Source organism: Rhodococcus sp. DT1, assembly GCF_049844875.1.
Lineage (GTDB): Bacteria > Actinomycetota > Actinomycetes > Mycobacteriales > Mycobacteriaceae > Rhodococcus.
In genome coordinates, this window is record NZ_JBNCLW010000003.1 from 146,076 (window position 1) to 169,232 (window position 23,157).

Consider the following 23,157-nt stretch of genomic DNA (forward strand, 5'->3'; position numbering starts at 1 on the left):
ACGACGCGCGACGCGCTCGTCATGCCCAGGTGGACTCGGCTCGGGAGCCGAGGAAGTCGCCTTCGCTGGTCACGGGTGCCTCGAGCATGCCCGCGCACGCGTCGACGAGGAAGTAGGCGAAGCCGGTCCAGTTCGGCTCGAGGGATTCGCGCTCGAGACGTTCTTCGTACTCGGCGCACGCGTCGATCACCATGTGCCCGAGAAGCCACGACCGGCCGGTGATGACCGACGCGGGAAGATCCGACACGGTCGCGCGCGCCCGGCCGATGAGGTGGACGATGTCCGGGTCCGCCGTCGTGTTCGCGGCCACGGTCGCGACCATGGAGGGCACCGTGCGCAGTTGCCGGAGAAATCGCGCTCGCCAACTCGGGGAGGGAAGCGAAGCCAGCTGGTCCGTCAACGGAACGATGAGGCAGCTCAACAGGTCTCGTAGTCCCGGCTCCGGACCGAGCAACTCGACGAGTTCCCGCCGCCGACGTCGCGCGTCCTCCGAATACCGCATCATCGTCGCGCGCACGAGAGCGTCGCGACTGCCGAAGTGGTAGCTGACGGCGGAATGGTTCGCGTTGCCGGCGTGCTCGGCGATGCGCCGGTTCGACACCGCGTCCACTCCGAACGTGGCGAAGAGTTCCTCGGCCGAATCGAGGAGCGCCTGTCGTGCCTGGTCGCCGTATGTGCCCACGGTCGTTGCCGCCGCCTTTCTGTGTCGGGTCACCAGTGTGCCCACTGCCGATGGGACGAAGGTCACCAACGTTCGGCTTGTCGAGTTTAAGACATGCCGCGTAACTTTTTAAGTCGGGCAGCGTATTTCTGGAGCACACCGGGAGCCGCGTCAGCCCGGACACCCGAGGAGATACGAATTGACCGACACACTCGCGCCCGAGAAGAGCGGCCCGCCCGGAGGTGACGCCGACGAGGCCGACCTCGCACGTGCTCGCAAGGAACACATCGGCCGCTACGTCGCGATGATCCTGCTGCCGTTCGTGATGGTCTCGATGATGATCACGGGCTACCTGGCCGCGATGCACTCGCCTGCCCCCAACAACATGCCGATCGCCGTGGCCGGGCCGGCCCAGCAAGCGGAGCAGTTCGCTCGCGCCCTCGAGGACGCCGACCCCGACGCTGTGGACGTCCGTGTCGTCTCCGGCGCCGACGCCGCTCGCGATCTCGTTCTGGCCCGCGAGGTGTCGGGCGCGGTGGCACTCGCCGAGAACGGCACCGCGACGGTGTACACGGCCGGTGCCGCCGGTGCCTCGCAGTCCTCCATGGTCAGCGGCCTGCTCGCACCGCCGGTGCTGGGACAGGGCCTCGATCTCGTGGTGGAGGATCTCGCCCCGCTGCCTGCGCACGACACCGCCGGACTGGCGGCGATGTTCATGGCCACCGCACTCATGCTCGCGGGCTACATGCCGTTGAGCGTCATGCTGTCGAACTCTCCGGAACTCCTGCGGATCCGACGTGTGGTCCCGTTGCTGGCGGGATGGTCCGCCCTCATCGCCTTCCTCGTGTGGCTCGTGGCCGGCCCGGTCCTCGGCGCGGTCGAGGGCAACACCGCCGCAGTCCTGGGCATCTCGTGGCTGTCCGTCTTCGCGGTCGGTGCGGTGCAGTTGTTCCTCACCCGCATCCTCGGACCGATGGCCGTCATCGCCGGCATGTTGTTCCTGATGGTCCTCGGCGTTCCGGCATCCAACATGGGCATGTCGGTGCATGCGCTGCCGGGGCTGTACGCGACGCTGCACGGTTTCCTGCCGACCGCGGCCACCGGTGAAGCGCTGCGTTCGGTCCTGTACTTCGGAGGTGACGGCCTCGGCGGTCACTTGCTGGTTCTCGCCGTCGGAGCCCTACTCGCGCTCGTCGCGACCGTGGGCGTCGACGCGCTGAAGCGTCGTCGCAACCCTGACGCGGGCGACCCCGAGATCACGCTGCCGTCGCTGACCGCCGGACCGCGTCCGGCCAGCAACCGCGTCCGCTATGTGACGCTGGCGTTCTTCCCGCTGGGCATGGTCGTGATGATGCTCTCGTTCATGCTGGGTGCGATGTACCAGCCGGCTCCGCGCGACATGCCCGTCACGGTGGTGGCCGCGACCACCGAGCAGGCCGAGCAGGTGGTTGCGGGTCTGGAAGAGAACATGACCGGCCTGTTCGCCCTGGAGGCATCCGACTCGGTGGACGCGGCACGCGCCGCCGTCCAGGACCGGACGGCCGTCGCCGCCTACGTCCTCCCGTCCGCGACGTCGCCCACCGCGACCCTCGTCACCAACGAAGCCGCGGGTGTGAGTCAGCAGCAGGTCGTGACGACGGTCTTCGGTCAGGTGGCCGCCGGTTCCCAGATGCCGCTCACCGTCGAAAACCTCGCGCCGCTGCCGGGTGCCGACTCCATGGGGACGGTGACGCTCTACGTCGCGATGGGCTGGATCATGTCCGGGTTCATGCTCGTCGTGGTGGCGAGCAGCGCGCAGCCCGCCGCGATGCGCCTGCGTCGGCTTCTGCCCATCGCCGCCGGGTGGTCGGTGTTCATGTCGACTGTCATCTGGGTCATTGCCGACCCGATCGTGGGAGCCGTCGACGGCCACTTCTGGCAGCTGTTCGCCACGGGTATCGTCGCGATCTTCTCGACGGCGCTGTTCACCGCGGTTCCGGCTCGACTGTTCGGGCTGCTGGCGGTGCTCCCGGCGGTAGCCATCCTCATGTTCCTGGGTGTCCCCGCGTCCAACGGTGCGCTGTCGGTGTACATGACGCCGGAGATCTTCACGACGCTGCACGCGGTGCTGCCGATGCCGGCCGCCGTGGAGTCCGTCCGGTCGATTCTCTACTTCGGCGGCGACACGGTCGGGGGCCACCTCGTCACCTTCGCGATCTGGGGCGCGGTCTCGCTCGTGTGCGTCGTCGTGATCGACGCCGTGCGGGCGCGGTCGGCCGCACGGAAGCAGGCCGTCGACGCCTGACCCCGGTTGTCCCACCCCGGCCGGCGATGCGCACCCGCGCGTCGCCGGTCAGGTGTGTGCGGGCGTGAGCATCACCGACGCCGAGTCGATGTCCTCCTTATCGAACGCCTCGAGTACGGCACGGGTGAGCGAGCGACGTACGCCCCACTGCTTGCCGGCACGCACCCGCACCGTCAGCCGCAGCGTCACGACACCGGCGCTCACAGAGTTGACCCCGAGCAATTCGGGCTTGTCGAGCACGTCGGCCACGATGTCGTCGCCCTCGACCCGGTCGAGCACCGCACGCAGCGCCACCTGACAGGCCCGGTGCACGTTGGCCGTCGGCGCGATCGGGATGTCGACCACGGCGACCGCGTGTCCCTGGCTCATGTTGCCGACCCTGAGGATTTCGCCGTTGCGGCAGAACCACAGGGTGCCGTCGATGTCGCGGATCGTGGTCACACGCAGACCCACCGATTCCACCGTGCCCACGGCGTCGCCCACGTCCACCACGTCGCCCACGCCGTACTGGTCCTCGAGAAGCATGAACATTCCGGAGATGAAGTCGCGGACCAGGTTCTGTGCACCGAAACCGAGCGCAACGCCCGCGATGCCGGCGGAGGCGATGAACGGTGCGACGTTGAAGCCGAGACTGTCGAGCGTCTGCAACACCGCCCAGACCAGCACGATGATCGACACACCCGATTTGAAGACCGAGCCGATGGTCTGCGCGCGCTGCGTCCGGCGTTCGCGCGCGTGCGGGTCGCCGACGGCCTTGCCTGCGCGTTGCTGCAGCGGCTTGAGGATCGAGAGCCGTGGCCCCTTCGAGGGGTCGCGAGGCTTGGTCATCCGGTCGATCAGGCGGTGCAACACGAAGCGGAGCACGATCGCCGCGACGATGTAGCTTGCGATCGCCAACGGGCGTTCGATGAGCCACTCGCGGTTGGTCTCGGTCAGTTCGAAGGCCAGGCTCCAGCCGGGCAGGTTCGGCATAGACATTGTTCGCGAGTGTACAAATCTGTGACTTGTGGGGCGCCTGCTGTGAGATGTGACACGTGAGCCCAGCGGGAGCGCTCAGCCGAACACGACGAGCCACACCGCGACGGCATGACAGAGCGCGGCGAGCACCGTCGCGGCATGGAAGAACTCGTGATACCCGAACGTCGAGGGCCAGGGATCCGGCCATTTCGTCGCATAGAGAACGGCTCCCGCGCTGTAGAGCAGACCGCCTGCCAGCAGGAGCAGCATCGGCACCAGTCCCGCCTCGGCGACCAGGTCGCCCGCGACCGGCACGATCGCCCAGCCGAGCAGCAGGTAGAGGGGAACGCCTACCCATCGGGGCGCGGTGGGCCAGAGCATCTTCAGTGCCACGCCCGCGAGCGCTCCCGCCCACACCACGACGAGGAGGGTCCGGCCGGTCTCGGCGGGCAACGCCAGCACGGCGAACGGCGTGTAACTCCCGGCGATGAAGACGAAGATCATCGAGTGGTCGGCTCGCTTCATCCACATGCGCGCGCGGGGATCGGCCCAATGGACCCGGTGATAGAGCGCGCTCACGCCGAAGACGCCGCAGACCGTCGCGCTGTAGATCGCGGTCGGCCACACCGCGTCCGGCCGATCGGCGAGGAAGACCGACGCGAGGACGAGGGTGATCCCTGCGACCACGGCGATCGTGAAAGCCCACAGGTGAATCCATCCCCGCATACGGGGTTTGACCGGCAATTCTTCGATGCCGAAAGCCGTCATGAGGACGCCCCACCTTCTCGACTCGCAGGTAACCTACGGTGCCGTAGGTCGAGTTCGAGGTCACGATACCGCCTGTGGAAGCGTCGCGACCGGCAGTGTGACCACCGCCGCGACCCGTCATTCGGGTGGGCGTAATGTGACCCACGTGGTGATGACGGGGTGAGCGCTCGAGGCGTGTTGTACCGACTCTACGAGCGCCGGTTGCTCAGGCAACTGGAGGGCGCACAGCGCCCGTGTCATGTCGCGGTGATGTGCGACGGGAACCGCCGGTGGGCACGGGAGAACGGGTTCACCGATGTCAGCCACGGTCATCGCGAGGGCGCGAAGAAGATCGCCGAACTACTCGGCTGGTGTGACGCGGCCGGGATCGACACGGCGACGATCTACCTGCTCTCGACCGAGAACCTGCGCCGCGACCCGGAAGAGCTCGACGTCCTTCTGGAAATCATCGCCGACGTCGTCGAAGAGATCTCGGCGCCGGGCCAGAACTGGAGCGTGAAGATCGTCGGCGCGCCCGATCTGCTGCCGGAGGACCACGCGAAGAGGCTTCGCGACGCGGCCGCCGGTACCGCCGGGCGTACCGGGACGCATGTCAACGTGGCCGTCGGATACGGCGGCCGGCAGGAGATCGTGGACGCAGTGCAGTCTCTGCTGCGCACGAAGAATGCAGAGGGTCTCACCGGCACCGACCTCATCGAATCGGTGACCGTCGAAGCTGTCGACGACCACCTCTACACCTCCGGGCAACCCGATCCCGATCTCGTCATCCGCACCTCGGGGGAGCAGCGCCTCTCGGGCTTCCTGCTGTGGCAGAGCGCCTATTCCGAGATCTGGTTCACCGAGGCGTACTGGCCGGAGTTCCGGCGCGTCGATTTCCTTCGCGCACTGCGCGACTACGCGGCCCGGCACAGGCGTTTCGGCATCTGAGTCCGCGGCCCGCGGCCGTCACAGCTTGCGCAGTCGCAGCCTGTTGATCGAGTGGTCGGAATCCTTGCGCAGCACCAGTGTCGCGCGGGGACGGGTCGGCAGAATGTTCTCCACCAGGTTCGGCAGATTGATCGAGTGCCAGATCTCTTTCGCGGCGCTGATCGCATCGCGATCGGAGAAGTTCGCGTAGTGGTGGAAGTGCGCCTGGGGATCGGCGAACGACGTCTTCCGGAGCGCGAGAAACCGCTCTACGTACCACTGTTCGATGTCTTCGAGGCGGGCGTCGACATAGATCGAGAAGTCGAAGAGGTCGGAGACCATCAGCCGGGGCCCGGTCTGGAGCACGTTGAGGCCCTCGATGATGAGGATGTCGGGCTGCCGGACGATGTGGTACTGGCCGGGAATGATGTCGTACGAGATGTGTGAGTAGATCGGCGCCGTGACTTCCTCGGCACCGGATTTGACCTCGGTGACGAACCGAAGGAGTTTGCGCCGGTCGTAGCTCTCGGGAAAGCCCTTGCGGTGCATGATGTTGCGCCGCATCAGTTCTTTCGACGAATACAGGAATCCGTCGGTGGTCACCAGGTCCACCCGCGGATGGTGTTCCCAGCGCGCGAGCAGCGCCTGCAGCACGCGCGCGGTGGTGGACTTGCCCACCGCGACCGATCCCGCAACACCGATCACGAAGGGCACCTGCTGGTCCGGGTGCTTCTCTCCGAGGAAGGTGGCGGTCGCGGCGAACAGCCGCTGACGCGCGGCCACCTGCAAATGGATCAGGCGGGCGAGGGGAAGATACACCTCCGCGACCTCGGCGAGGTCGATCTGCTCGCCGAGTCCCCGGAGCCCGATCAATTCGTCCTCGGTGAGGACGAGCGGCGTCGACTTCCGCAGTGTGCGCCACTGCTTCCGATCGAACTCGATGTAGGGGCTGGGTTCGCTCAGGCGAGCCATCGGCACCGTCCCTCGACGACGGGTGACTCGTCGGTACCTCCCACGGAGCAGGAGCGGCGATGCATGTCCATGGAACGAATTGTGCTCGCAGACACAGCGCGATGCCTCGTCGGGGTCCCGTCGTGCGCCCCGGACCGCCTCCGGAGGACGAGTGGGGGACTAGGGTTGCACGTTATGCGAACGGACGACGTCGTTACCGAATACCTGCTGCTGGGGCTGTCTTTCGACCGCCTCGAGGAGGGATTCGTCGATGCGTATACCGGGAATCCGGAACTGCGCCGGCGGATCGAGAACGCCCCCCGGCCCGATCCCCGTGACCTATCCCACACGGCACGTCGTCTGCGCGAGGAACTTCCGTCGGCATCGTTGCCGGAGGAGCGCACCCGATTTCTCGAGGTGCACCTGCGCGCGATGGAGTGTTCCGCCCGCAAGTTCGCAGGTGAGGACATCGGATTCGTCGACGAAGTCGACGCGTACTTCGACGTGCGGATCGCCCCCGGCAACGAGGACGACTATCGCGACGCGCACCGGCGCCTCGACGCCCTTCTCCCCGGCCCGGGGCCGCTGGCCGAACGTCTCCAGGCACACCGCGCATCCGAGGTGGTGCCCGCCGATCGCCTCGCAGAGTGTGTGGAGGCTTTCTCCGGTGCGCTGCGCGAGAAGGTGCGCGCGGTGTATCCCCTGCCCGACACCGAACGAGTCGAGTACGAGGTCGTCGGCGACAAGCCGTGGTCCGGATTCAACTACTACCTCGGCGACTACCGGTCGCGGGTGGCGATCAACTCCGACCTCGAGCAACATATGCCGCACCTGCCGCACCTGATCGCCCACGAGTCGTACCCGGGGCACCACACCGAGCACTGCCGCAAGGAGGCCGGACTCGTCGCGGCCGGCCAGGCCGAGCAGACGCTGTTCCTCGTCAACACCCCTCAGTGCCTGATGGCAGAAGGTCTCGCCGACCTCGCGCTCGACGCGATCGTCGGACCGGGCTGGGGCAAGTGGGCGCAGGACATCTACGCCGATCTCGGCCTTCGGTTCGACGGCGAACTCGCGGAACAACTGCACGACGCGTCGGCGGGCCTGCTGTCGGTGCGGCAGGACGCGGCGCTTCTCCTGCACGACCGTGGCCGCGACGTCGACGAGGTCGCCGGGTTCCTCGAGCGCTGGTCGCTGTCGAGCCCGCAACGTGCCCGGCAGGCGCTGCGATTCCTGTCGTCTCCGTTGTGGCGTGCCTACATCAGTACGTATGTCGAGGGATACCGCCTGCTGGGCGGGTGGCTCGACCGGGCTCCTGCCGGAGCGGACCGTGCCGAGCGGTTCCGCCGGCTTCTCGACGAACCTCTCGTGCCCAGCAGCCTGCGGTGACCTGCGTCTCGACCGGGGTCCGCCGTCCGGCGGGGTCGACGGGGTTCGTAGACTGGAATACGTATCCTGCCGCCCTTCGCTTGGAGAATTCTCGATGACCGCTGTGCCCGGCAACGACATGAACACCGCCGCACTCGCCGACCTCGATCCCGAGGTCGCCGAGGCCATGGCAGGGGAGTTGTCGCGCCAGCGCGACACCCTCGAGATGATCGCGTCGGAGAACTTCGTGCCGCGCGCCGTACTGCAGGCTCAGGGCAGCGTCCTGACCAACAAGTACGCCGAGGGCTACCCCGGCCGGCGCTATTACGGTGGCTGCGAGAACGTCGACATCATCGAAGACCTCGCCCGCAACCGCGCCAAGGAACTCTTCGGTGCGGAATTCGCCAACGTGCAGCCCCACTCGGGCGCCCAGGCCAACGCCGCGGTGCTCATGGCCCTGATGACCCCCGGAGAGAAGCTGCTCGGGCTCGACCTCGCGCACGGCGGTCACCTCACGCACGGCATGAAGCTGAACTTCTCCGGCAAGCTGTACGACGTCGCGTCCTACGGGGTCAGCAAGGAAGACCACCGCATCGACATGGACGAGGTGCGCGACATCGCCCTGCGCGAAAAGCCGAAGGTCATCGTCGCCGGCTGGTCCGCCTACCCCCGCCACGAAGACTTCGCCGCGTTCCGCGCGATCGCCGACGAAGTCGGTGCCTACCTGTGGGTGGACATGGCGCACTTCGCGGGACTGGTCGCCGCAGGCCTGCACCCGTCGCCCGTGCCCTACGCGGACGTCGTCTCCACGACCGTGCACAAGACGCTCGGCGGTCCGCGCTCGGGCCTGATCCTCGCAAAGAAGGAGTGGGCCAAGAAGCTCAACTCCGCGGTGTTCCCCGGCCAGCAGGGCGGACCGCTCATGCACGCCATCGCCGCGAAGGCCGTCTCCTTGAAGATCGCCGCGAGCGACGAGTTCAAGGACCGCCAGCAGCGCACCCTGTCCGGCGCGCGGATCCTGGCCGACCGCCTGTCGCAGCCCGACGTCGCCGACAAGGGCATCTCCGTGCTCACCGGAGGCACCGACGTGCACCTGGTGCTCGTGGACCTGCGGAACTCGCAGCTCGACGGCCAGCAGGGTGAGGACCTCCTCCACGAGGTCGGCATCACCGTCAACCGGAACGCCGTGCCGTTCGACCCGCGGCCCCCGATGGTCACGTCCGGCCTGCGCATCGGAACCCCCGCGCTCGCGACCCGGGGCTTCGGCGACGCGCAGTTCACCGAGGTTGCCGACATCATCGCGCAGACGCTCGTCGGCGACGCGGACAAGGACGCGTTGCGGGCTCGCGTGAGCAAGCTCGCGCAGGATCTGCCGCTGTACGAGGGACTCGAAGACTGGAAGCTCGTCTGACCGGTTCCGCGTTAACGTAATTTTCATCGACACGCCCCCTCCGCTACCCGGCGGAGGGGGCGTGTCGGGTTTAGCGTCGGGGGTGTAGTCGGCGCAGGTGCCGGGTACGCGGGAGGTCCCTGATCGTGTGGCTGACACAGTCCGAGCGAGGGGGCCGGCACCAGGCTCTCGTGGTCGTGACGACACCAGGGACTACCGGCCCACCGAACGACGTCTGCCGCGGTGCCGTGCAGACCGAGGAGCCTCACGTGAACGCAACACGCTCCGTCTCCCCCCGCTCCGAACGCCCGAGTGCGTCCCCAGCGACGAAACCCCTCGTTCGTACCTACGTGCTGGACACATCGGTGTTGCTTTCCGATCCCTGGGCGGTCACCCGGTTCGCCGAGCACGAAGTGGTGCTTCCACTCGTCGTGATCGGCGAACTCGAGGGGAAACGTCACCATCACGAACTGGGATGGTTCGCCCGCGAATCGCTCCGGCTGCTCGACGACCTGCGACAGCGATACGGCCGGCTCGACCAGCCGATTCCCATCGGGGAGTCCGGCGGAACCCTGCACGTCGAGCTCAACCACACCGATCAGGCGGTCCTGCCCGCGGGCTTCCGCACCGACACCAACGATTCGCGGATCCTGGCGTGCGCGCTCAATCTGGCGGGTGACGGCCGGGAGGTGACGCTGGTCAGCAAGGACATCCCGCTCCGCGTCAAGGCCGGTGCCGTGGGGCTGACGGCCGACGAGTACCGCGCGCAGGACGTCGTCCCGTCGGGGTGGACCGGCATGACCGAACTCGACGTGGATCGGACGGTGATCGACGAGTTGTTCGCCGAGGGCGTCGTCGATCTCGATGAGGCTCGGGACGTGCCGTGCCACACGGGAATTCGTCTTCTGGGAGGTTCGTCGAGTGCGCTGGGCAGGGTGACGGCGGACAAGCGGGTCCAGTTGGTGCGCGGCGACCGGGAGGCATTCGGGTTGCACGGGCGTTCCGCGGAACAGCGGGTCGCGCTGGACCTGCTGCTGGACGAGTCCATCGGCATCGTCTCGCTCGGCGGCAAGGCGGGCACCGGGAAGTCCGCGCTCGCGCTGACCGCAGGCCTCGACGCGGTGCTCGAGCGTCGCTCGCACCGCAAGGTGGTGGTGTTCCGGCCGCTGTACGCCGTGGGCGGCCAGGAGTTGGGGTACCTGCCGGGATCGGAAGCGGAGAAGATGAACCCGTGGGGTCAGGCGGTGTTCGACACGCTCGAAGGTCTCGCGAGCCCCGCGGTGATGGACGAGGTCATCAGCCGCGGCATGCTGGAAGTGCTTCCCCTGACGCACATCCGCGGCAGGTCGCTGCACGACTCGTTCGTGATCGTGGACGAGGCCCAGTCCCTCGAACGCAACGTTCTGCTGACGGTGCTGTCGCGGCTGGGGGCGGGATCACGCGTCGTGCTTACCCACGACGTCGGCCAGCGCGACAACCTCCGTGTGGGACGGCACGACGGTGTCGCCGCGGTCATCGAAAAGCTCAAGGGTCACCCGCTGTTCGCGCACGTGACCCTGACGCGCAGCGAGCGGTCGCCGATTGCGGCACTCGTGACCGACATGCTCGAGGAGTTCGCGCCGGGAGTGTGAAGACGGCGTGCGGTGGCCCTGCGGCGCACCGCACAGGTGACCGGCCCGATGCCCCGTTTCCTCCTGCCGAGGGAACGGGGCATCCGGCTATCGGGTCTCGTCGGTGTCCGTCAGCGGTCCCAATTCGGCTTCGAGGACTTCTTGGACCACGCGCATCGCGGCCAATCCCGCGGGAGCGCCGCAGTACGCGCTGCAGTGGATGACCGATTCGACGATCTCGTTGCGGGACAGACCGTTGCGCAGGGCGCCGCGAACGTGCCCGCGCAACTCGTTCTCCGCGCGCAGGGCGATGAGCATGCCGAGGTTGAGCAGGCTGCGGCTACGTCGATCCAGACCGGGCCGCGACCACACCGCGCCCCACGCGTGTTCTGTGACGAACTCCTGCATCTCCTCCGAGTCGGTGCCGCGAGCGCGGTCGAAGGCCCGCTCGACGAAGTCGTCTCCCATCACTTCGCGCCGGATCTCGAGTCCCGCTGTGAAACCCGGGGTGTACTCGGCGTCGGTCATGGCACTGCTCCTTGTCGGCCTGTCACCGACCGGTTCGATGACCGCAGAATTCTATGCCGCGACCGCCCGGCGACCGGTCGCAGCACGGACGAGCCCGCGGAGTGCTCCCAGCGCCATGTTGCCGGGGGAGAAGTGGTCGTCCCACACGGCGATCCGTCCGTCGCGCAGATGGAAGGTGCCGCACACCCAGAAACCGATCTCGACCGGCCCCAATCGGAAGATGTCGGTCCGTTCGGTGAGGACGACGTCCCCGTCCGTCGCGATGTGGTGGGTCACGACCTCGAACCCGACCCACGGACGTGCCATTCCGTGGAGCATTCCGCGTACCCGGCTGCGGCCGCGCACGGTCGGGAGGGATGTGTTGTGCCATGCGATGTCGTCGGTGAGCAGATCCGTCGCGGTGTCGAGTTCCCCCGACGCCAGCGCGTCGAGGAAACTCTGGACCGTGACGATGGAGCTACCCGAAGTCGGGATGGTGGTGCTGTCCTCGCTCATGCGTCTCCTTTGCGGAATGTGCCCAGGCCGTTGGTGTCCCAGTACTCGAATGTGACGTCGTCCGGTGTGAACACAGCTTTCGACATCGTGCCGTCGGGAGCGTTCTCGTTGCTGAGCGGGAAAGTGAACACGTCGCCGTCCCAGTGCGTCAACGGGTACGTCCGGTCGTCGGGGCCGATCACCAATGCCAGCTCACCGTCGTTTTCCTCGATCCGTGCCGGGCCGAAGTACTCGTTGTCGTAGACGCCGGTGTAGTCGGCGAGCGGCTTGGGCGGCTCCGGATCGGCCGGTGGCGACTGACCGACGAGTGACCCGACCGGATCCGCGAAGGACGACAGCGCGTCGGTATACAGGCCGGACCAGTCCTCGCGGACCTCCCCGAACTGCACCAGGTCGGCGAACTCCGCCGCGAGAATCTCCGGCACCCCGATGGGGGCGGCGTTCGTCAGGACGACGATCGCGACGTCGGCGGACGGAATCGCGGTGAACACGGTCGCGGCACCGGATGCGAATGCTCCCGAATGGCTCAGCGTCACCCGACCGGAGGAGCTCGTGCCGACATCGAATCCGTAACCGTAGGATCCCGTCCGGCTGTCCGGGGTCTCGGGTGGCGACGACGTCGACTGGGGTGTGAACGCTGCTTGCAGCGCCGCGGGCGATGCGATGCGTCCACCCTCGTACTCGCCGTTCGCGAGAAGCATGGTCAGCCACTTCGCGACGTCCTCGACCGACGAGCTGATTCCGCCGGCGGGGGACTGCTCGTCGGGCACCCGCACGTCGCGGGCCACATATTCCCCGTCGACGAGGATGTGCCCGGTGGCGCGATTCTCCCGCGCCGCGAAGTCTGCGAACCGGGAACTCGTCGACGTCATGCCGAGGGGTTCGTAGAGAACTTGCTCCGACAGGTCGGCCCAGCCCTCCCCGGAGGCCACCGCGACGGATTCGGCAGCGGCGGTGAGTCCGAAGTTGGTGTAGTCGTAGGTGATTCGATACGGCGCCAGCGGCAGATAGCGGAGACGTTCGATCACGTCGGCGCGGTCGTAGCCGATGTCTTCGAGGTCGTCACCCGCGTGCTCGGGAAGGCCGGAGCGGTGCGAATACAGGTCCCCGACGGTGACATGGGAACCGACGTACGGGTCGGCGAGGGTGAATGTCGGGAGGTGCTCGACAACCGGAGTGTCCCAGGCGACCACGCCTTCGGCGACCTGGTGCGCCACGACGGTCGAACCGATCGGTTTGGACATCGAGGCGAGTTGGAAGACGGTCTCCGCGTCCACCCGTTCGTCGGACCCGGCTCGGCGTACTCCGAAACCCTCTGCGAAGACGGTCTCGCCGCCGTGCACGACCGCGACGGCCATACCCGGGATGCCGGAACTGTCCATGAGCCCTCGGGCCAGATCTCCGAGCTGGGAGACCGCGTCGTCGATCTGTCCGTCCGGGATGTCGACGCCGGCGACCTGGGGTGGTGACAGGTTGCGGGTGGGATCTGCCGTCGCCGAGGCTTGCGCGCCGGGTGACGGCGATTCGCTGCTCTCGGTGTTGTCGGTGCTCGTGGATGCGCAGCCGGCGGCGACGAGCACCACGACGGTGACAGCCATGGTCGAACGATGACGGCGTGAAACTCGCATGTCGGCCTCTTTCGCTGCCGCGAATCCTATCGGCAGGCGAGACGCAGTGAGTCCTGATCCGGGTTCGCGTGGCGAAACAGCAGAAATGCCAATTTCGTCGTCGGGATCGGGCACCCTGGAACTCGGTGTGAGTCCGAACTTCCGGCAGTGCCGAGTATCGGGGCTGCGAGCCTTCGAGGAGCGACGCCATGAGAATTCCACGACGAAGTGCGTCCATCGCTGCGGCAGTTGCTGCCGTCGGACTGGTAGCCGTCGGTTGCGGGGACGACAACTCCGCATCGGACGTGGTCGGGAGCGCGACCAGTGCCGTCGGATCCGCAGCCGAAAGCGTCGGGTCGCAGGCGCAGAGCGCGGTCGAGTCGATCACCGCCGGCGAGGATGCCGAGAGCACCGGTTCCGGCGAACCGTCCGAACCGGCCGCCGACCAGTCGAGCGCCGTGCCCGGACCGAACGGCGAGGAGGTCGAACTCAGCGGACCGATCCTCGCGAAGTACATGGAGGTCGGAGGCGCGGAGAGTCCGCTCGGCAATGCGACCGGTAACCAGGAGGAGGTCGGTGACGGCTACGTCGCCGAGTTCGACGGCGGCATCATCGCCTGGAGCCCGGACACCGATGCCCACATCGTGTGGGGCGAGATCCGTGTCGCGTGGGAGGCAGACGGCGGCGCGGGCGGCGTACTCGGCTTCCCCATCAGCGACGAGGAAGTCGTTCCCGGAGGGTTCCGCAGCAATTTCCAGTTCGGCTACATCACCTACATCGACGGTGCCACCGAAGTCGTCCAGGAATGACGCGCGCCCGCGCCGGCGGGGTCAGTTCTCGCGTTCGACGCGCGCCATCGCGAGGACGTCGAGGCGGCGGTCGAGTTCTTCCTCGCTGAGGCTCTCACCGATCAGGCCGCGGTCCACCACGGCTTGGCGGATGGTTTTGCCTTCCTTCAGTGCCTCCTTCGCCACGGCCGCGGCCTCCTCGTACCCGATCGCGGAGTTGAGCGGCGTCACGATCGACGGTGACGACTCGGCGAGGGTGCGCAGACGCTCGACGTTGGCGGTGAGTCCTTCGATGCAGCGGTCGGCAAACAACCGGGAGACGTTGGCGAGCAGGCGGATCGACTCGAGCAGGTTGCGGGCCATCACCGGGATGTAGACGTTGAGTTCGAACGCGCCACCCGCACCGCCCCACGCGATTGCGGCATCGTTGCCGACCACCTGCGCGGCCACCTGCGTAACCGCTTCCGGGAGAACCGGATTGACCTTCCCCGGCATGATGGAACTGCCCGGCTGCAGATCGGGAAGGCGGATTTCTCCCAGACCGGTCAGCGGGCCGGACCCCATCCAGCGCACATCGTTCGCGATCTTGGTGAGTGACACCGCGACCGTGCGAAGCGCGCCCGACGCCTCCACGAGTCCGTCGCGTGCCGCCTGCGCCTCGAAACTGTCGAGTGCGGGCCGGAGCGCCTCGACGCCCGTGGCCTTCACGAGTTCCGCGACCACACGTACACCGAAGTCCTCGGGTGCGTTGAGGCCGGTGCCCACCGCGGTACCGCCGATGGGCAGTTCACCGAGCCGCGGCAACGTCGCTCCGAGTCGCTCGATTCCCGCTTCGATCTGGCGGGCGTAGCCGCCGAATTCCTGCCCGAGTGTCACGGGCACGGCATCCATCAGGTGCGTGCGACCGGACTTGACGACGGTGTGCCACTCCTCGGATTTCGCGGCCAGTGCAGCGCGGAGGTGTTCGAGTGCGGGAATCAGATCCTTCACGACCGCTTCGGTCGCCGCGACATGCGTCGCAGTGGGAAAGGTGTCGTTCGAGGACTGCGACATGTTGACGTCGTCGTTGGCGTGCACGTCCACCCCGGCCCGGTTCGCCAGGGACGCGATGACCTCGTTGGTGTTCATGTTCGAACTGGTGCCGGACCCCGTCTGGAACACGTCGATCGGGAACTGGTCGTCGTGCTTGCCCGCGGCGATCTCGTTCGCAGCGGCGATGATCGCGTCGGCCTTCGCGGGATCGAGCAACCCCAGATCCTTGTTGACCTGGGCGCACGCGCCCTTGAGCAGGCCCAGTGCATGGATCTGCGCCGGTTCGAGTGCGCGACCCGAAATCGGGAAGTTCTCGACGGCACGCTGAGTCTGGGCCCGCCACAGGGCATCCACCGGAACCCGGACTTCACCCATCGTGTCGTGCTCGATGCGGAACTGCTGGGAAGACTGTTCGGATGTGTCGGTCATGAATCCACCGTATGCCCGGCACAGTCGCGATGCGGGGCGGCACGACGACACACTCCGTCGAACCGCCCCGCACCACAGAACAGATCAGGGCATCGGAGGCGCAGCGCCCTCGACTCCGTGGAAGTCGATGGACGAGAACTCACCGAGCTTCTCGAGACGGTGGTACGCCTCGACCATCCGGACCGTGCCGGACTTGCTTCGCATGACGATGGACTGCGTGGTCGCGCCGCCACCGTAGTAGCGCACGCCCTTGAGCAGGTCGCCGTCGGTCACGCCGGTCGCGCAGAAGAAGATGTTCTCGCCCGTGACGAGTTCGCGGGTCGTGAGGACCCGGTCGAGATCGTGGCCGGCATCGAGGGCCTTCTGGCGCTCGTCGTCGTCGGTCGGAGCGAGCTGCCCGTGCAGTTCGCCGCCCATGCAGCGGAGCGCCGCCGCGGCGATGATGCCCTCGGGGGTACCGCCGATCCCGAGCAGCATGTCGACGCCGGAGTCCGGCCGTGCCGTCGCGATCGCGCCGGCGACGTCGCCGTCGGAGATGAGCCGGATACGCGCGCCGGTTTCCCGGGTCTGACGAATGATCTCGGCGTGCCGCGGGCGGTCGAGGATGATGACGGTGGTGTCGGAGACCGCGCGGTTCTTCGCCTTCGCGACCCGGCGGATGTTCTCCGCGACGCCGGCGGACAGATCGATCACATCGGCAGCCTCGGGGCCCACGGCGATCTTGTTCATGTAGAACACCGCGGACGGATCGAACATCGAGCCGCGCTCGGCGACCGCGAGTACCGCGATCGAGCCCGGCGCGCCCTTCGCCATCAGCGTGGTGCCGTCGATCGGGTCGACCGCGACATCACAATCCGGGCCGTCGCCGTTGCCGACCTCTTCGCCGTTGTAGAGCATGGGCGCTTCGTCCTTCTCGCCCTCGCCGATCACGACGACGCCCTGCATGGACACCGAACTCACCATGTGGCGCATCGCGTCGACGGCGGCTCCGTCGCCGCCTTCCTTGTCGCCGCGTCCCACCCAGCGACCCGCAGCCATCGCCGCTGCTTCTGTCACACGCACCAACTCGAGTGCGAGGTTGCGGTCCGGAGCTTCGCGACGAGATGGGGTGCTGGCCGTCATGGGCTACTGCCTCCTGAAGATTTTCGGTCGACGCGGGGCGCCGGCACGTGGGCGGCCGCCGTTCGGCGCCCGCACGATCCGATACGTGTATCGCGTCCTGATTGTCTCACCACCGCCGGTCGCGCAGGCTGCCGGACCCGGGCGGCGTCGGCACGCCCGGCATCGGGCTGTCAGACTGGATGCGTGGCATCCGACAAACCCCGCATCCTGAACGACTCCCGCGACATGGCCTGGTCGCTGATTCCGTTGGTCGCGCTGTGTCTTCTCATCGCTGCGATCGCCAGCCAGTGCTCGTTCAGTCCGGGTGGGCCGACCGCCGGTCCGGTGCCGTCGTTCGACGTCGATGCAGGTCTGCAGTACGACGCGCAGGAACTCGGCTTCCCGATCCGTCAGCCGGAGGTCCCGGACGACTGGCAGGCCAACTCGGGTAGCCGCAGCATCATCTCCGGCGCCGAAGGCGGCGACTCGAGCACCGTCGGGTACATCACGCCGGCAGGCCGGTACGTCAGGTTCACCCAGTCGAACGCGGGCCAGACCGAACTCGTGTCGTTCGTCGCCGGAGGCTCGCGCGCCGTCACCGACCTCCGCGAGGTCGACGGACGCGAATGGGTCGTCTACGGCGGCGAAGGCGTCGAACCGTTGTGGGTGTCCGACTTCGGAGATGTCCGCATCCTGATCGGCGGATCAGGCGACGAGGCCGAGTTGACTGCCCTGGCCACCGCCGCGGGTCAGGCCGAGCCGATCGTGCCCTGAGCGGGCCTACTCCTCGTCGTACTCGTCGGCGTCCTCGTCCGAGTCGAGGCCGTCCGCGTGGGCGAGCGCGCTCTCGACACGTTCACGGGCACCGGCAAGATGCTCCTCGCAGCGCTTGGCGAGCGCTTCGCCGCGCTCCCACAGCTGAAGGGATTCGTCGAGATCGAGTCCGCCCTGCTCGAGCATCTTCACGACGCCGACCAGTTCGTCTCGCGCCCGCTCGTAGCCGAATTCCCGCACGTCGGCGTTGGCGTCGTCCACAGTTCTTGCCTCAGTTCTCGTATTCGTCATTTTTCGTGTCCCATGACCGCAGCCCGGGCGGCGCCGTCGGCCACCCGCACCCGGAGCTGGGTGCCGATGGGCATCTCGTCCAGCGAACGCACCACCTCGGGGGTTCCGCCGGGCACGACCCGCTGCACGACGGCGTACCCGCGTGCCAGGGTCGCAGCCGGTCCCAGCGTGCTCAAGCGGGCGCGCATGTGTTCGAGCGTCGACGACGCCATCGCGATCGTCCGCCCGATGTCGCGCCGCCCGGCCTCCCGCAGCCTGTCGATCTCCTCGTGCCGGCGATCGAGGGCGCGGAACGGGTCGGCCAGCACCGGTCTGTCACGCAGTTGCGCGATCACGTGTTCTTCCCGCCGCACCCAGCTGCGCAGCGCCGACGCCGAGCGGGCCCGCAGTTCGTCGACCAGCATTTGCTCCGCGACGGCATCGGGGACCACACGCTTGGCCGCGTCGGTGGGTGTCGCGGCTCGCAGATCGGCGACGTGATCGGACAGCGGGCTGTCGGGCTCGTGTCCGATGGCACTGACCACGGGGGTCGTGCAGGCCACGATGGCCCGGCACAGCGCCTCGTCGGAGAAGGGCAGCAGATCTTCCACGCTGCCTCCGCCGCGGGCGAGGATGATCACGTCGACGGCAGGGTCCGCGTCCAGCGCCTCGAGCGCGTCCAGGATCTGCGGTACAGCGGTCGGGCCTTGCACGGTGGTGTGCCGTACGTCGATCTGTACCGCGGGCCAGCGTCGCTGAGCCACCGACACCACGTCGCGTTCGGCGGCGCTGGCCCTGCCCGTGATCAGACCGATGCGCCGGGGGAGGAACGGCAGCGGCCGTTTGAGCCGCGGATCGAACAGTCCCTCGGCTGCCAGCAGACTCCGCAGCCGTTCGATGCGGGCGAGCAGTTCACCGATTCCGACGGCGCGGATCTCCGTGACCCGAAGCGACAGGGTGCCGCGGCCCGCCCAGTAGGTGAGCTTGCCGAACATGATGACGCGGCTGCCCTCGGTGACCGGCACCGGTGAGTCCTGCAGCAACTGAGGGGAGCACGTCACCGGCAACGACATGTCGACGGAGGCATCGCGCAGGGTCAGGAACGCTGTCCGGGTGCCCGGGCGCGCATTGATCTGGGTGACCTGGCCTTCGACCCAGATGGTGCCGAGCCGATCGATCCACCCGGCGACCTTCTGCGAGACGGTGCGGACCGGCCACGGATTCTCCGGAGAATTGGGCCGCGCCGCGGATTGCGCCGCCGTCACTTGTCACGCACGGTCGTGACCCGGTTCGACAGCATCGTCATGAACGGGGCGCGCGCCGCGTGTGCGGTCTCGTAGTCGAGCAGAGCGGTGAGATCCTCGGCCGAGAGGGTACGAAGACGCGCGCGCAACTGCGCGAGCGTCAGCGAGTCGTAGTCGAGATACTCGACGATCTCGGGAACGTCGGCGGTCTTGGTGGCGGCGGTCTTCGTGGCGGTGGATTTCGCAGCGGCAGACTTGCCGGCGGCCTTCTTCGCCGCACGCTTCTTCGGCGCCGGTGCCGCCGTCTCGGACGCGGGCTTCTCGGCGGCGGAGGGGGCTGGTTCGTCGTCGGCAACCGGTGGCGGTGTCGAATACAGGGCGAAGCGGCCGGGGGTGGCCGACCCCTCACCGTTCGTGCCGGTACCTGCGCCGGTGCCGGTGTGCGTGTCCGATGGAGCGGACTCGTCGAACACCGCCCACTCCGGGTTCTCCTCGGGGCGTGCGCCGAGAGATTCGAAAAGATGATCGCCCTTGATCGCCAGCGACGTCAGCACCTGCTGAAACCGCATCGTCGTCTGAAGGATCTGGCTCACCGTCGTCATCGGAAGCGAGACAGCGGTACTCGGGAGTTTGAGGGTCTCTTCGTAGGCGGTGACGGCCATGCCGGCGGCCACCCGTGCCATGAACGGTGGACGGATCATCCCTCAAGCCTGCCCGATGAACCGCATGATTGGTAGCCGAGCCGGGCCCGGGGATCACCCGGCCCGTACTCTGGTGGTATGTCTGCGTCTGTTCCACTCGAAGTCGGGATCACTCGATCGGCCCATAGCGCGGCCTCGGGCAAACGAGTGCTCCTCGCCGAACCGCGCGGTTACTGCGCCGGTGTCGACAGGGCTGTCGAAACGGTCGAGAAGGCCCTCGACAAGTACGGAGCACCCCTGTACGTCCGCAAGGAAATCGTGCACAACCGGCACGTCGTCGAGACTCTCGCTGATCGTGGTGTGGTCTTCGTCGACGAAACCGACGAGGTTCCGCCGGGATCGGTGCTGGTGTTCTCGGCACACGGTGTGTCACCGGCAGTGCACCAGTCCGCCGCAGAACGTGAACTCCGCACCATCGACGCGACCTGCCCCTTGGTGACCAAGGTCCACCAGGAAGCCAAGCGGTTCGCGCGCGACGACTACGACATCCTGCTCATCGGCCACGAGGGCCACGAAGAGGTCGAAGGCACCGCCGGCGAGGCCCCCGAGCATGTTCAGCTCGTCGACGGACCCGACGCCGTGGATTCTGTGACGATCCGTGACCCGGAGAAGGTCATCTGGCTCTCCCAGACCACGCTCAGCGTGGACGAGACGATGCAGACCGTGCAGCGACTCCGGGAGAAGTTCCCTCAGCTGCAGGATCCGCCGAGCGACGACATCTGCTACGCCACCCAGAACCGGCAGGTCGCGGTGAAGGCCATGGCCCCCGAGTGCGACCTCGTCATCGTCGTCGGGTCACGCAACTCCTCGAACTCGGTGCGTCTCGTCGAAGTGGCGCTCAATGCCGGTGCGCGTGCGGCCTACCTGGTCGACTACGCCCGCGAAGTCGACCCGGCATGGCTCGAGGGCGTCGAGACGGTGGGCATCACCTCGGGTGCGTCGGTGCCCGAGATTCTGGTGCAGGGCGTCGTCGATCTGCTCGACGAGCACGGTTTCCACGACGTGCGGTCGGTGACCACGGCCAACGAGACGTTGGTGTTCGCCCTGCCGCGCGAGCTGCGCGCGGCGCGCCACTGACCGTCGGCCGGTCCGCGTAGCGGTCCGCCCGGATCAGTCTTCGTAGCGGTCGCGGTACCGCACCTGCGGCGGCTCGTACGCCGGCGCGGGATGCGGTGCGACGGCCGGACGCGGCTCCCTGCGGACCGGCTCGGCTGCCGGCGGACGGCGGCGCGGGGCGCGCTCGTCGGCCGGCGGCACGAAATCTGTGCGAGGCGGACGCGGCCGCCGCGGCGTGCGTGTGACGGGCGGCGCGGGGTCGACGGCGCGCGCACCGTCGCCGACCGGGGCCGGGCGGCGTCTGGGCGCGGGTTCGGCCCGGCTGTCGGTGACGTCGCGTACCGATGCGGTCGGCGGCGGTGCCTTGCGCACGGGCGCGGCGCCCGCCGCAGCCGACGGCTTGGCGGACCTGGGAGTCGTACGCGGAGCGCTGCGTGTCCGTCTCGGTTCGCTGTCGCGATCTGCCGTCCGGCGACCTGCGGCACGTGTCCTCGATGCCGAACGTGCGCGCTGCCGCGGGGCACGCGAACGTGCTCCTCCCGCGCTCTGCTGAGCGGCGTAGATGCGGAAACCGCCGATCAGGAGCGCGACGACCGTGGCGAGAAGCATGGCCGGGAACCTGTTCACCAGCGGGTACGCGACGTTGAGCAGGAGGTCTTTGAGGCCCGACGAGCTTCCCGTCGAAATGATCTCCTGGCCCAGCGGGACCGCCACCATGAGAAGCAGCGGCGGTTGTGCCATGGCGGTGAACAGCCCACGATGGCGCACCGCGACGACTGCCGCGATGCATCCGAGCACGTAGAAGGCGGTGAACGCGGAAGTGAGTTCGTTGCCACGCGCGGCGTCGATCAGAATCCCGACGGCGGTGGACCCCGCCGCGATGGCGAGCGCACCCCACCACGGCACGCCCGGCACCGTCGAAATCAACGACCGCGTGTCGAGCGGCACCGCCGAGCGGGCACGTTGGGTTGCAGACACGAGCTAAACACTAGCGCGGCGGCGTCAGCTTGCTTCGTCGACAGGACCGTCGGATTCCGTTCTGCCCTGCTGCGTGCTCCGGCGCGGCCAGGCGTCGACCCGTCGTATCTCGGGTACGTCGCCGTCGAAGATCTCCAAGTCGTGGAGCTTGCGGGCTGTGACTCCCACTCTCGTCTCCATCGACGACACCGTGACATTGAAGGTCTCGACTGCCTTGCCCAGCTGTGACCCGAGGCGGTCGAGATGGGAACCGACCGCACCGAGACGCTGATACAACTCGCGGCCCAGCCGGTGGATCGTCGCGGCGTCGCGGGACAGCGCCTCCTGCCTCCAGGTATGCGCGATGGTGCGCAACAGCGCCACGAGCGTCGTGGGGGTCGAGAGGATGACATTGCGCGCGAAGGCGTACTCGAGCAGATCGGGATCGGCGCCCAGCGCGGCATCGAGAAACGGATCGCCCGGGACGAACAGCACGACGAACTCGGGGCTGGGGTCGAACGACTCCCAGTAGGCCTTGGCGGACAACTGGTCGACGTGGGTGCGCAACTGCCGCGCGTGGCGGGTCAGGTGCTTGGTGCGCTCGGCGGGATCATCGGCTTCGGCGGCATCGAGGTAGGCGGCGAACGGCACCTTCGCATCGACCACGATCTGTTTGCCGCCCGCCAGGTAGACGACGAGGTCGGGGCGCACACCGTCCTTGCCGACCTGCGTGTCGAAATCGCAGTGGCGGACCATCCCGGCGAGTTCGACGACGCGCTCGAGCTGGATCTCACCCCAGCGTCCGCGAACCTGCGGTGCCCGGAGCGCGGTGACGAGCTGTTGCGTCCGGGTGGAGAGCAGCTGCGACACCCGGTGCATCCCTTCGACCTGCTCGGAGAGCCCGGCATACGCGTGCACGCGGCTCCGCTCGACCTGCTCGACCTGCCGGGCCAGGGCGCCCACCGCGTCGTGCAGCGGATCCACCAGACGCGACACCTGCTCGCCGATCGCACCGGACTGGCGCCGTGCGGCGTCCTCGCTCACCGCGGCCAGCGACTGCCTCAGCTGTGCTTCGTTCCCGCGCAACGCGGCGAGCTCGGACTCGGCCCGCGCCGCACGTTCACCGTCGCGCGAAGCGCGGGCGAGCCACCCGAGAACGGCGCCCAGAACGAGGGCCACGAGCAGTCCGAGTGCCGTGAGTGCGGTCATGTGGCGCATGATGCCGCATCCGTCCGACACCCGCCCGGAACCCGGCGGTGTCGGAACGCTGCTCTACCGTCGGT

General features: G+C 67.9%; 22 protein-coding genes. 8 read left to right on the top strand and 14 right to left on the bottom strand.

Annotated features, from left to right (window positions below; all coding sequences use genetic code 11):
• Positions 1-19 precede the first annotated feature (19 nt).
• A complete protein-coding gene (locus ACLQ3J_RS08420) occupies positions 20-715 on the bottom strand; it encodes a TetR/AcrR family transcriptional regulator (protein WP_425902818.1) in 696 nt (231 codons plus the stop codon).
• Between the two features lie 145 nt (positions 716-860).
• Here ACLQ3J_RS08420 and ACLQ3J_RS08425 point away from each other — a divergent pair, with 145 nt between their 5' ends.
• Positions 861-2,945 (top strand): ABC transporter permease, encoded by a 2,085-nt coding sequence (locus ACLQ3J_RS08425; RefSeq protein WP_425902820.1) that lies wholly within the window; start codon positions 861-863, stop codon positions 2,943-2,945.
• A gap of 48 nt (positions 2,946-2,993) precedes the next feature.
• On the opposite strand, the gene ACLQ3J_RS08430 is transcribed toward ACLQ3J_RS08425, so the two are convergent.
• Entirely contained in the window at positions 2,994-3,923 is a 930-nt protein-coding gene (locus tag ACLQ3J_RS08430; protein ID WP_169652507.1) for a mechanosensitive ion channel family protein, read from the bottom strand.
• Positions 3,924-3,998: 75 nt separating this feature from the next.
• The gene (trhA, locus tag ACLQ3J_RS08435) at positions 3,999-4,670 is read right to left on the bottom strand and encodes a PAQR family membrane homeostasis protein TrhA (protein ID WP_425902821.1); all 672 of its coding nucleotides are present in this window, start codon (positions 4,668-4,670) and stop codon (positions 3,999-4,001) included.
• 159 nt (positions 4,671-4,829) lie between these two features.
• Here trhA and ACLQ3J_RS08440 point away from each other — a divergent pair, with 159 nt between their 5' ends.
• Entirely contained in the window at positions 4,830-5,597 is a 768-nt protein-coding gene (locus ACLQ3J_RS08440; protein ID WP_378527258.1) for an isoprenyl transferase, read from the top strand.
• Between the two features lie 18 nt (positions 5,598-5,615).
• Here the strand turns inward: ACLQ3J_RS08440 and coaA are convergent, their stop codons facing one another.
• Positions 5,616-6,548, bottom strand: coding sequence for a type I pantothenate kinase (gene coaA / locus ACLQ3J_RS08445; RefSeq protein WP_169621542.1), 933 nt, complete (start codon positions 6,546-6,548; stop codon positions 5,616-5,618).
• Positions 6,549-6,722: 174 nt separating this feature from the next.
• Between coaA and ACLQ3J_RS08450 the strand changes: the two genes are divergently transcribed.
• From ACLQ3J_RS08450 to ACLQ3J_RS08460, 3 genes are all read left to right on the top strand, one after another.
• Entirely contained in the window at positions 6,723-7,913 is a 1,191-nt protein-coding gene (locus ACLQ3J_RS08450) for a DUF885 domain-containing protein (RefSeq protein WP_169652506.1), read from the top strand.
• 94 nt (positions 7,914-8,007) lie between these two features.
• On the top strand, positions 8,008-9,303 hold the full coding sequence (gene glyA / locus ACLQ3J_RS08455) for a serine hydroxymethyltransferase (protein ID WP_169652505.1): 1,296 nt from the start codon (positions 8,008-8,010) through the stop codon (positions 9,301-9,303).
• A gap of 248 nt (positions 9,304-9,551) precedes the next feature.
• Positions 9,552-10,913, top strand: a complete 1,362-nt coding sequence (locus tag ACLQ3J_RS08460) for a PhoH family protein (protein ID WP_425902822.1) — start codon at positions 9,552-9,554, stop codon at positions 10,911-10,913.
• Between the two features lie 87 nt (positions 10,914-11,000).
• Here ACLQ3J_RS08460 and ACLQ3J_RS08465 read toward each other — a convergent pair whose 3' ends face one another.
• Genes ACLQ3J_RS08465 through ACLQ3J_RS08475 form a run of 3 tightly spaced genes read right to left on the bottom strand, consistent with a single transcriptional unit; the run spans position 11,001 to position 13,543 of the window.
• Positions 11,001-11,420, bottom strand: a complete 420-nt coding sequence (locus tag ACLQ3J_RS08465; RefSeq protein ID WP_425902824.1) for a carboxymuconolactone decarboxylase family protein — start codon at positions 11,418-11,420, stop codon at positions 11,001-11,003.
• 51 nt (positions 11,421-11,471) lie between these two features.
• Complete coding sequence (locus ACLQ3J_RS08470) at positions 11,472-11,915, bottom strand: limonene-1,2-epoxide hydrolase family protein (protein ID WP_378527263.1); 444 nt, start codon at positions 11,913-11,915, stop codon at positions 11,472-11,474.
• The gene (locus ACLQ3J_RS08475) at positions 11,912-13,543 is read right to left on the bottom strand and encodes a serine hydrolase (RefSeq protein ID WP_169652502.1); all 1,632 of its coding nucleotides are present in this window, start codon (positions 13,541-13,543) and stop codon (positions 11,912-11,914) included. The genes ACLQ3J_RS08470 and ACLQ3J_RS08475 overlap by 4 nt, the downstream gene beginning before the upstream one ends.
• 188 nt (positions 13,544-13,731) lie before the next feature.
• Here ACLQ3J_RS08475 and ACLQ3J_RS08480 point away from each other — a divergent pair, with 188 nt between their 5' ends.
• A complete protein-coding gene (locus tag ACLQ3J_RS08480) occupies positions 13,732-14,331 on the top strand; it encodes an LGFP repeat-containing protein (protein ID WP_169621547.1) in 600 nt (199 codons plus the stop codon).
• 21 nt (positions 14,332-14,352) lie between these two features.
• Here the strand turns inward: ACLQ3J_RS08480 and ACLQ3J_RS08485 are convergent, their stop codons facing one another.
• Together ACLQ3J_RS08485 and glpX are read right to left on the bottom strand one after the other, a co-directional pair.
• A complete protein-coding gene (locus ACLQ3J_RS08485; RefSeq protein WP_425902827.1) occupies positions 14,353-15,771 on the bottom strand; it encodes a class II fumarate hydratase in 1,419 nt (472 codons plus the stop codon).
• A gap of 84 nt (positions 15,772-15,855) precedes the next feature.
• The gene (gene glpX / locus ACLQ3J_RS08490) at positions 15,856-16,893 is read right to left on the bottom strand and encodes a class II fructose-bisphosphatase (RefSeq protein ID WP_169621549.1); all 1,038 of its coding nucleotides are present in this window, start codon (positions 16,891-16,893) and stop codon (positions 15,856-15,858) included.
• A gap of 183 nt (positions 16,894-17,076) precedes the next feature.
• Between glpX and ACLQ3J_RS08495 the strand changes: the two genes are divergently transcribed.
• The gene (locus tag ACLQ3J_RS08495; RefSeq protein WP_169621550.1) at positions 17,077-17,646 is read left to right on the top strand and encodes a DUF4245 domain-containing protein; all 570 of its coding nucleotides are present in this window, start codon (positions 17,077-17,079) and stop codon (positions 17,644-17,646) included.
• Positions 17,647-17,652: 6 nt separating this feature from the next.
• Here the strand turns inward: ACLQ3J_RS08495 and ACLQ3J_RS08500 are convergent, their stop codons facing one another.
• Genes ACLQ3J_RS08500 through ACLQ3J_RS08510 form a run of 3 tightly spaced genes read right to left on the bottom strand, consistent with a single transcriptional unit; the run spans position 17,653 to position 19,861 of the window.
• The gene (locus ACLQ3J_RS08500; protein ID WP_422423898.1) at positions 17,653-17,937 is read right to left on the bottom strand and encodes an exodeoxyribonuclease VII small subunit; all 285 of its coding nucleotides are present in this window, start codon (positions 17,935-17,937) and stop codon (positions 17,653-17,655) included.
• The gene (xseA, locus tag ACLQ3J_RS08505) at positions 17,934-19,181 is read right to left on the bottom strand and encodes an exodeoxyribonuclease VII large subunit (RefSeq protein WP_425902829.1); all 1,248 of its coding nucleotides are present in this window, start codon (positions 19,179-19,181) and stop codon (positions 17,934-17,936) included. The genes ACLQ3J_RS08500 and xseA overlap by 4 nt, the downstream gene beginning before the upstream one ends.
• Entirely contained in the window at positions 19,178-19,861 is a 684-nt protein-coding gene (locus tag ACLQ3J_RS08510) for a lipid droplet-associated protein (protein WP_425902830.1), read from the bottom strand. Before ACLQ3J_RS08510 ends, xseA begins: the two co-directional genes overlap by 4 nt.
• A gap of 78 nt (positions 19,862-19,939) precedes the next feature.
• On the opposite strand from ACLQ3J_RS08510, the gene ACLQ3J_RS08515 reads away from it, so the two are divergent.
• A complete protein-coding gene (locus ACLQ3J_RS08515; protein ID WP_169621554.1) occupies positions 19,940-20,938 on the top strand; it encodes a 4-hydroxy-3-methylbut-2-enyl diphosphate reductase in 999 nt (332 codons plus the stop codon).
• 33 nt (positions 20,939-20,971) lie between these two features.
• On the opposite strand, the gene ACLQ3J_RS08520 is transcribed toward ACLQ3J_RS08515, so the two are convergent.
• Both ACLQ3J_RS08520 and ACLQ3J_RS08525 read right to left on the bottom strand, forming a co-directional pair.
• Positions 20,972-21,895: a DUF6542 domain-containing protein gene (locus tag ACLQ3J_RS08520; protein WP_425902831.1), complete on the bottom strand. Its 924-nt coding sequence runs from the start codon at positions 21,893-21,895 to the stop codon at positions 20,972-20,974.
• Between the two features lie 24 nt (positions 21,896-21,919).
• The gene (locus tag ACLQ3J_RS08525; RefSeq protein ID WP_169652497.1) at positions 21,920-23,083 is read right to left on the bottom strand and encodes a DNA recombination protein RmuC; all 1,164 of its coding nucleotides are present in this window, start codon (positions 23,081-23,083) and stop codon (positions 21,920-21,922) included.
• Between the last annotated feature and the right edge of the window lie 74 nt (positions 23,084-23,157).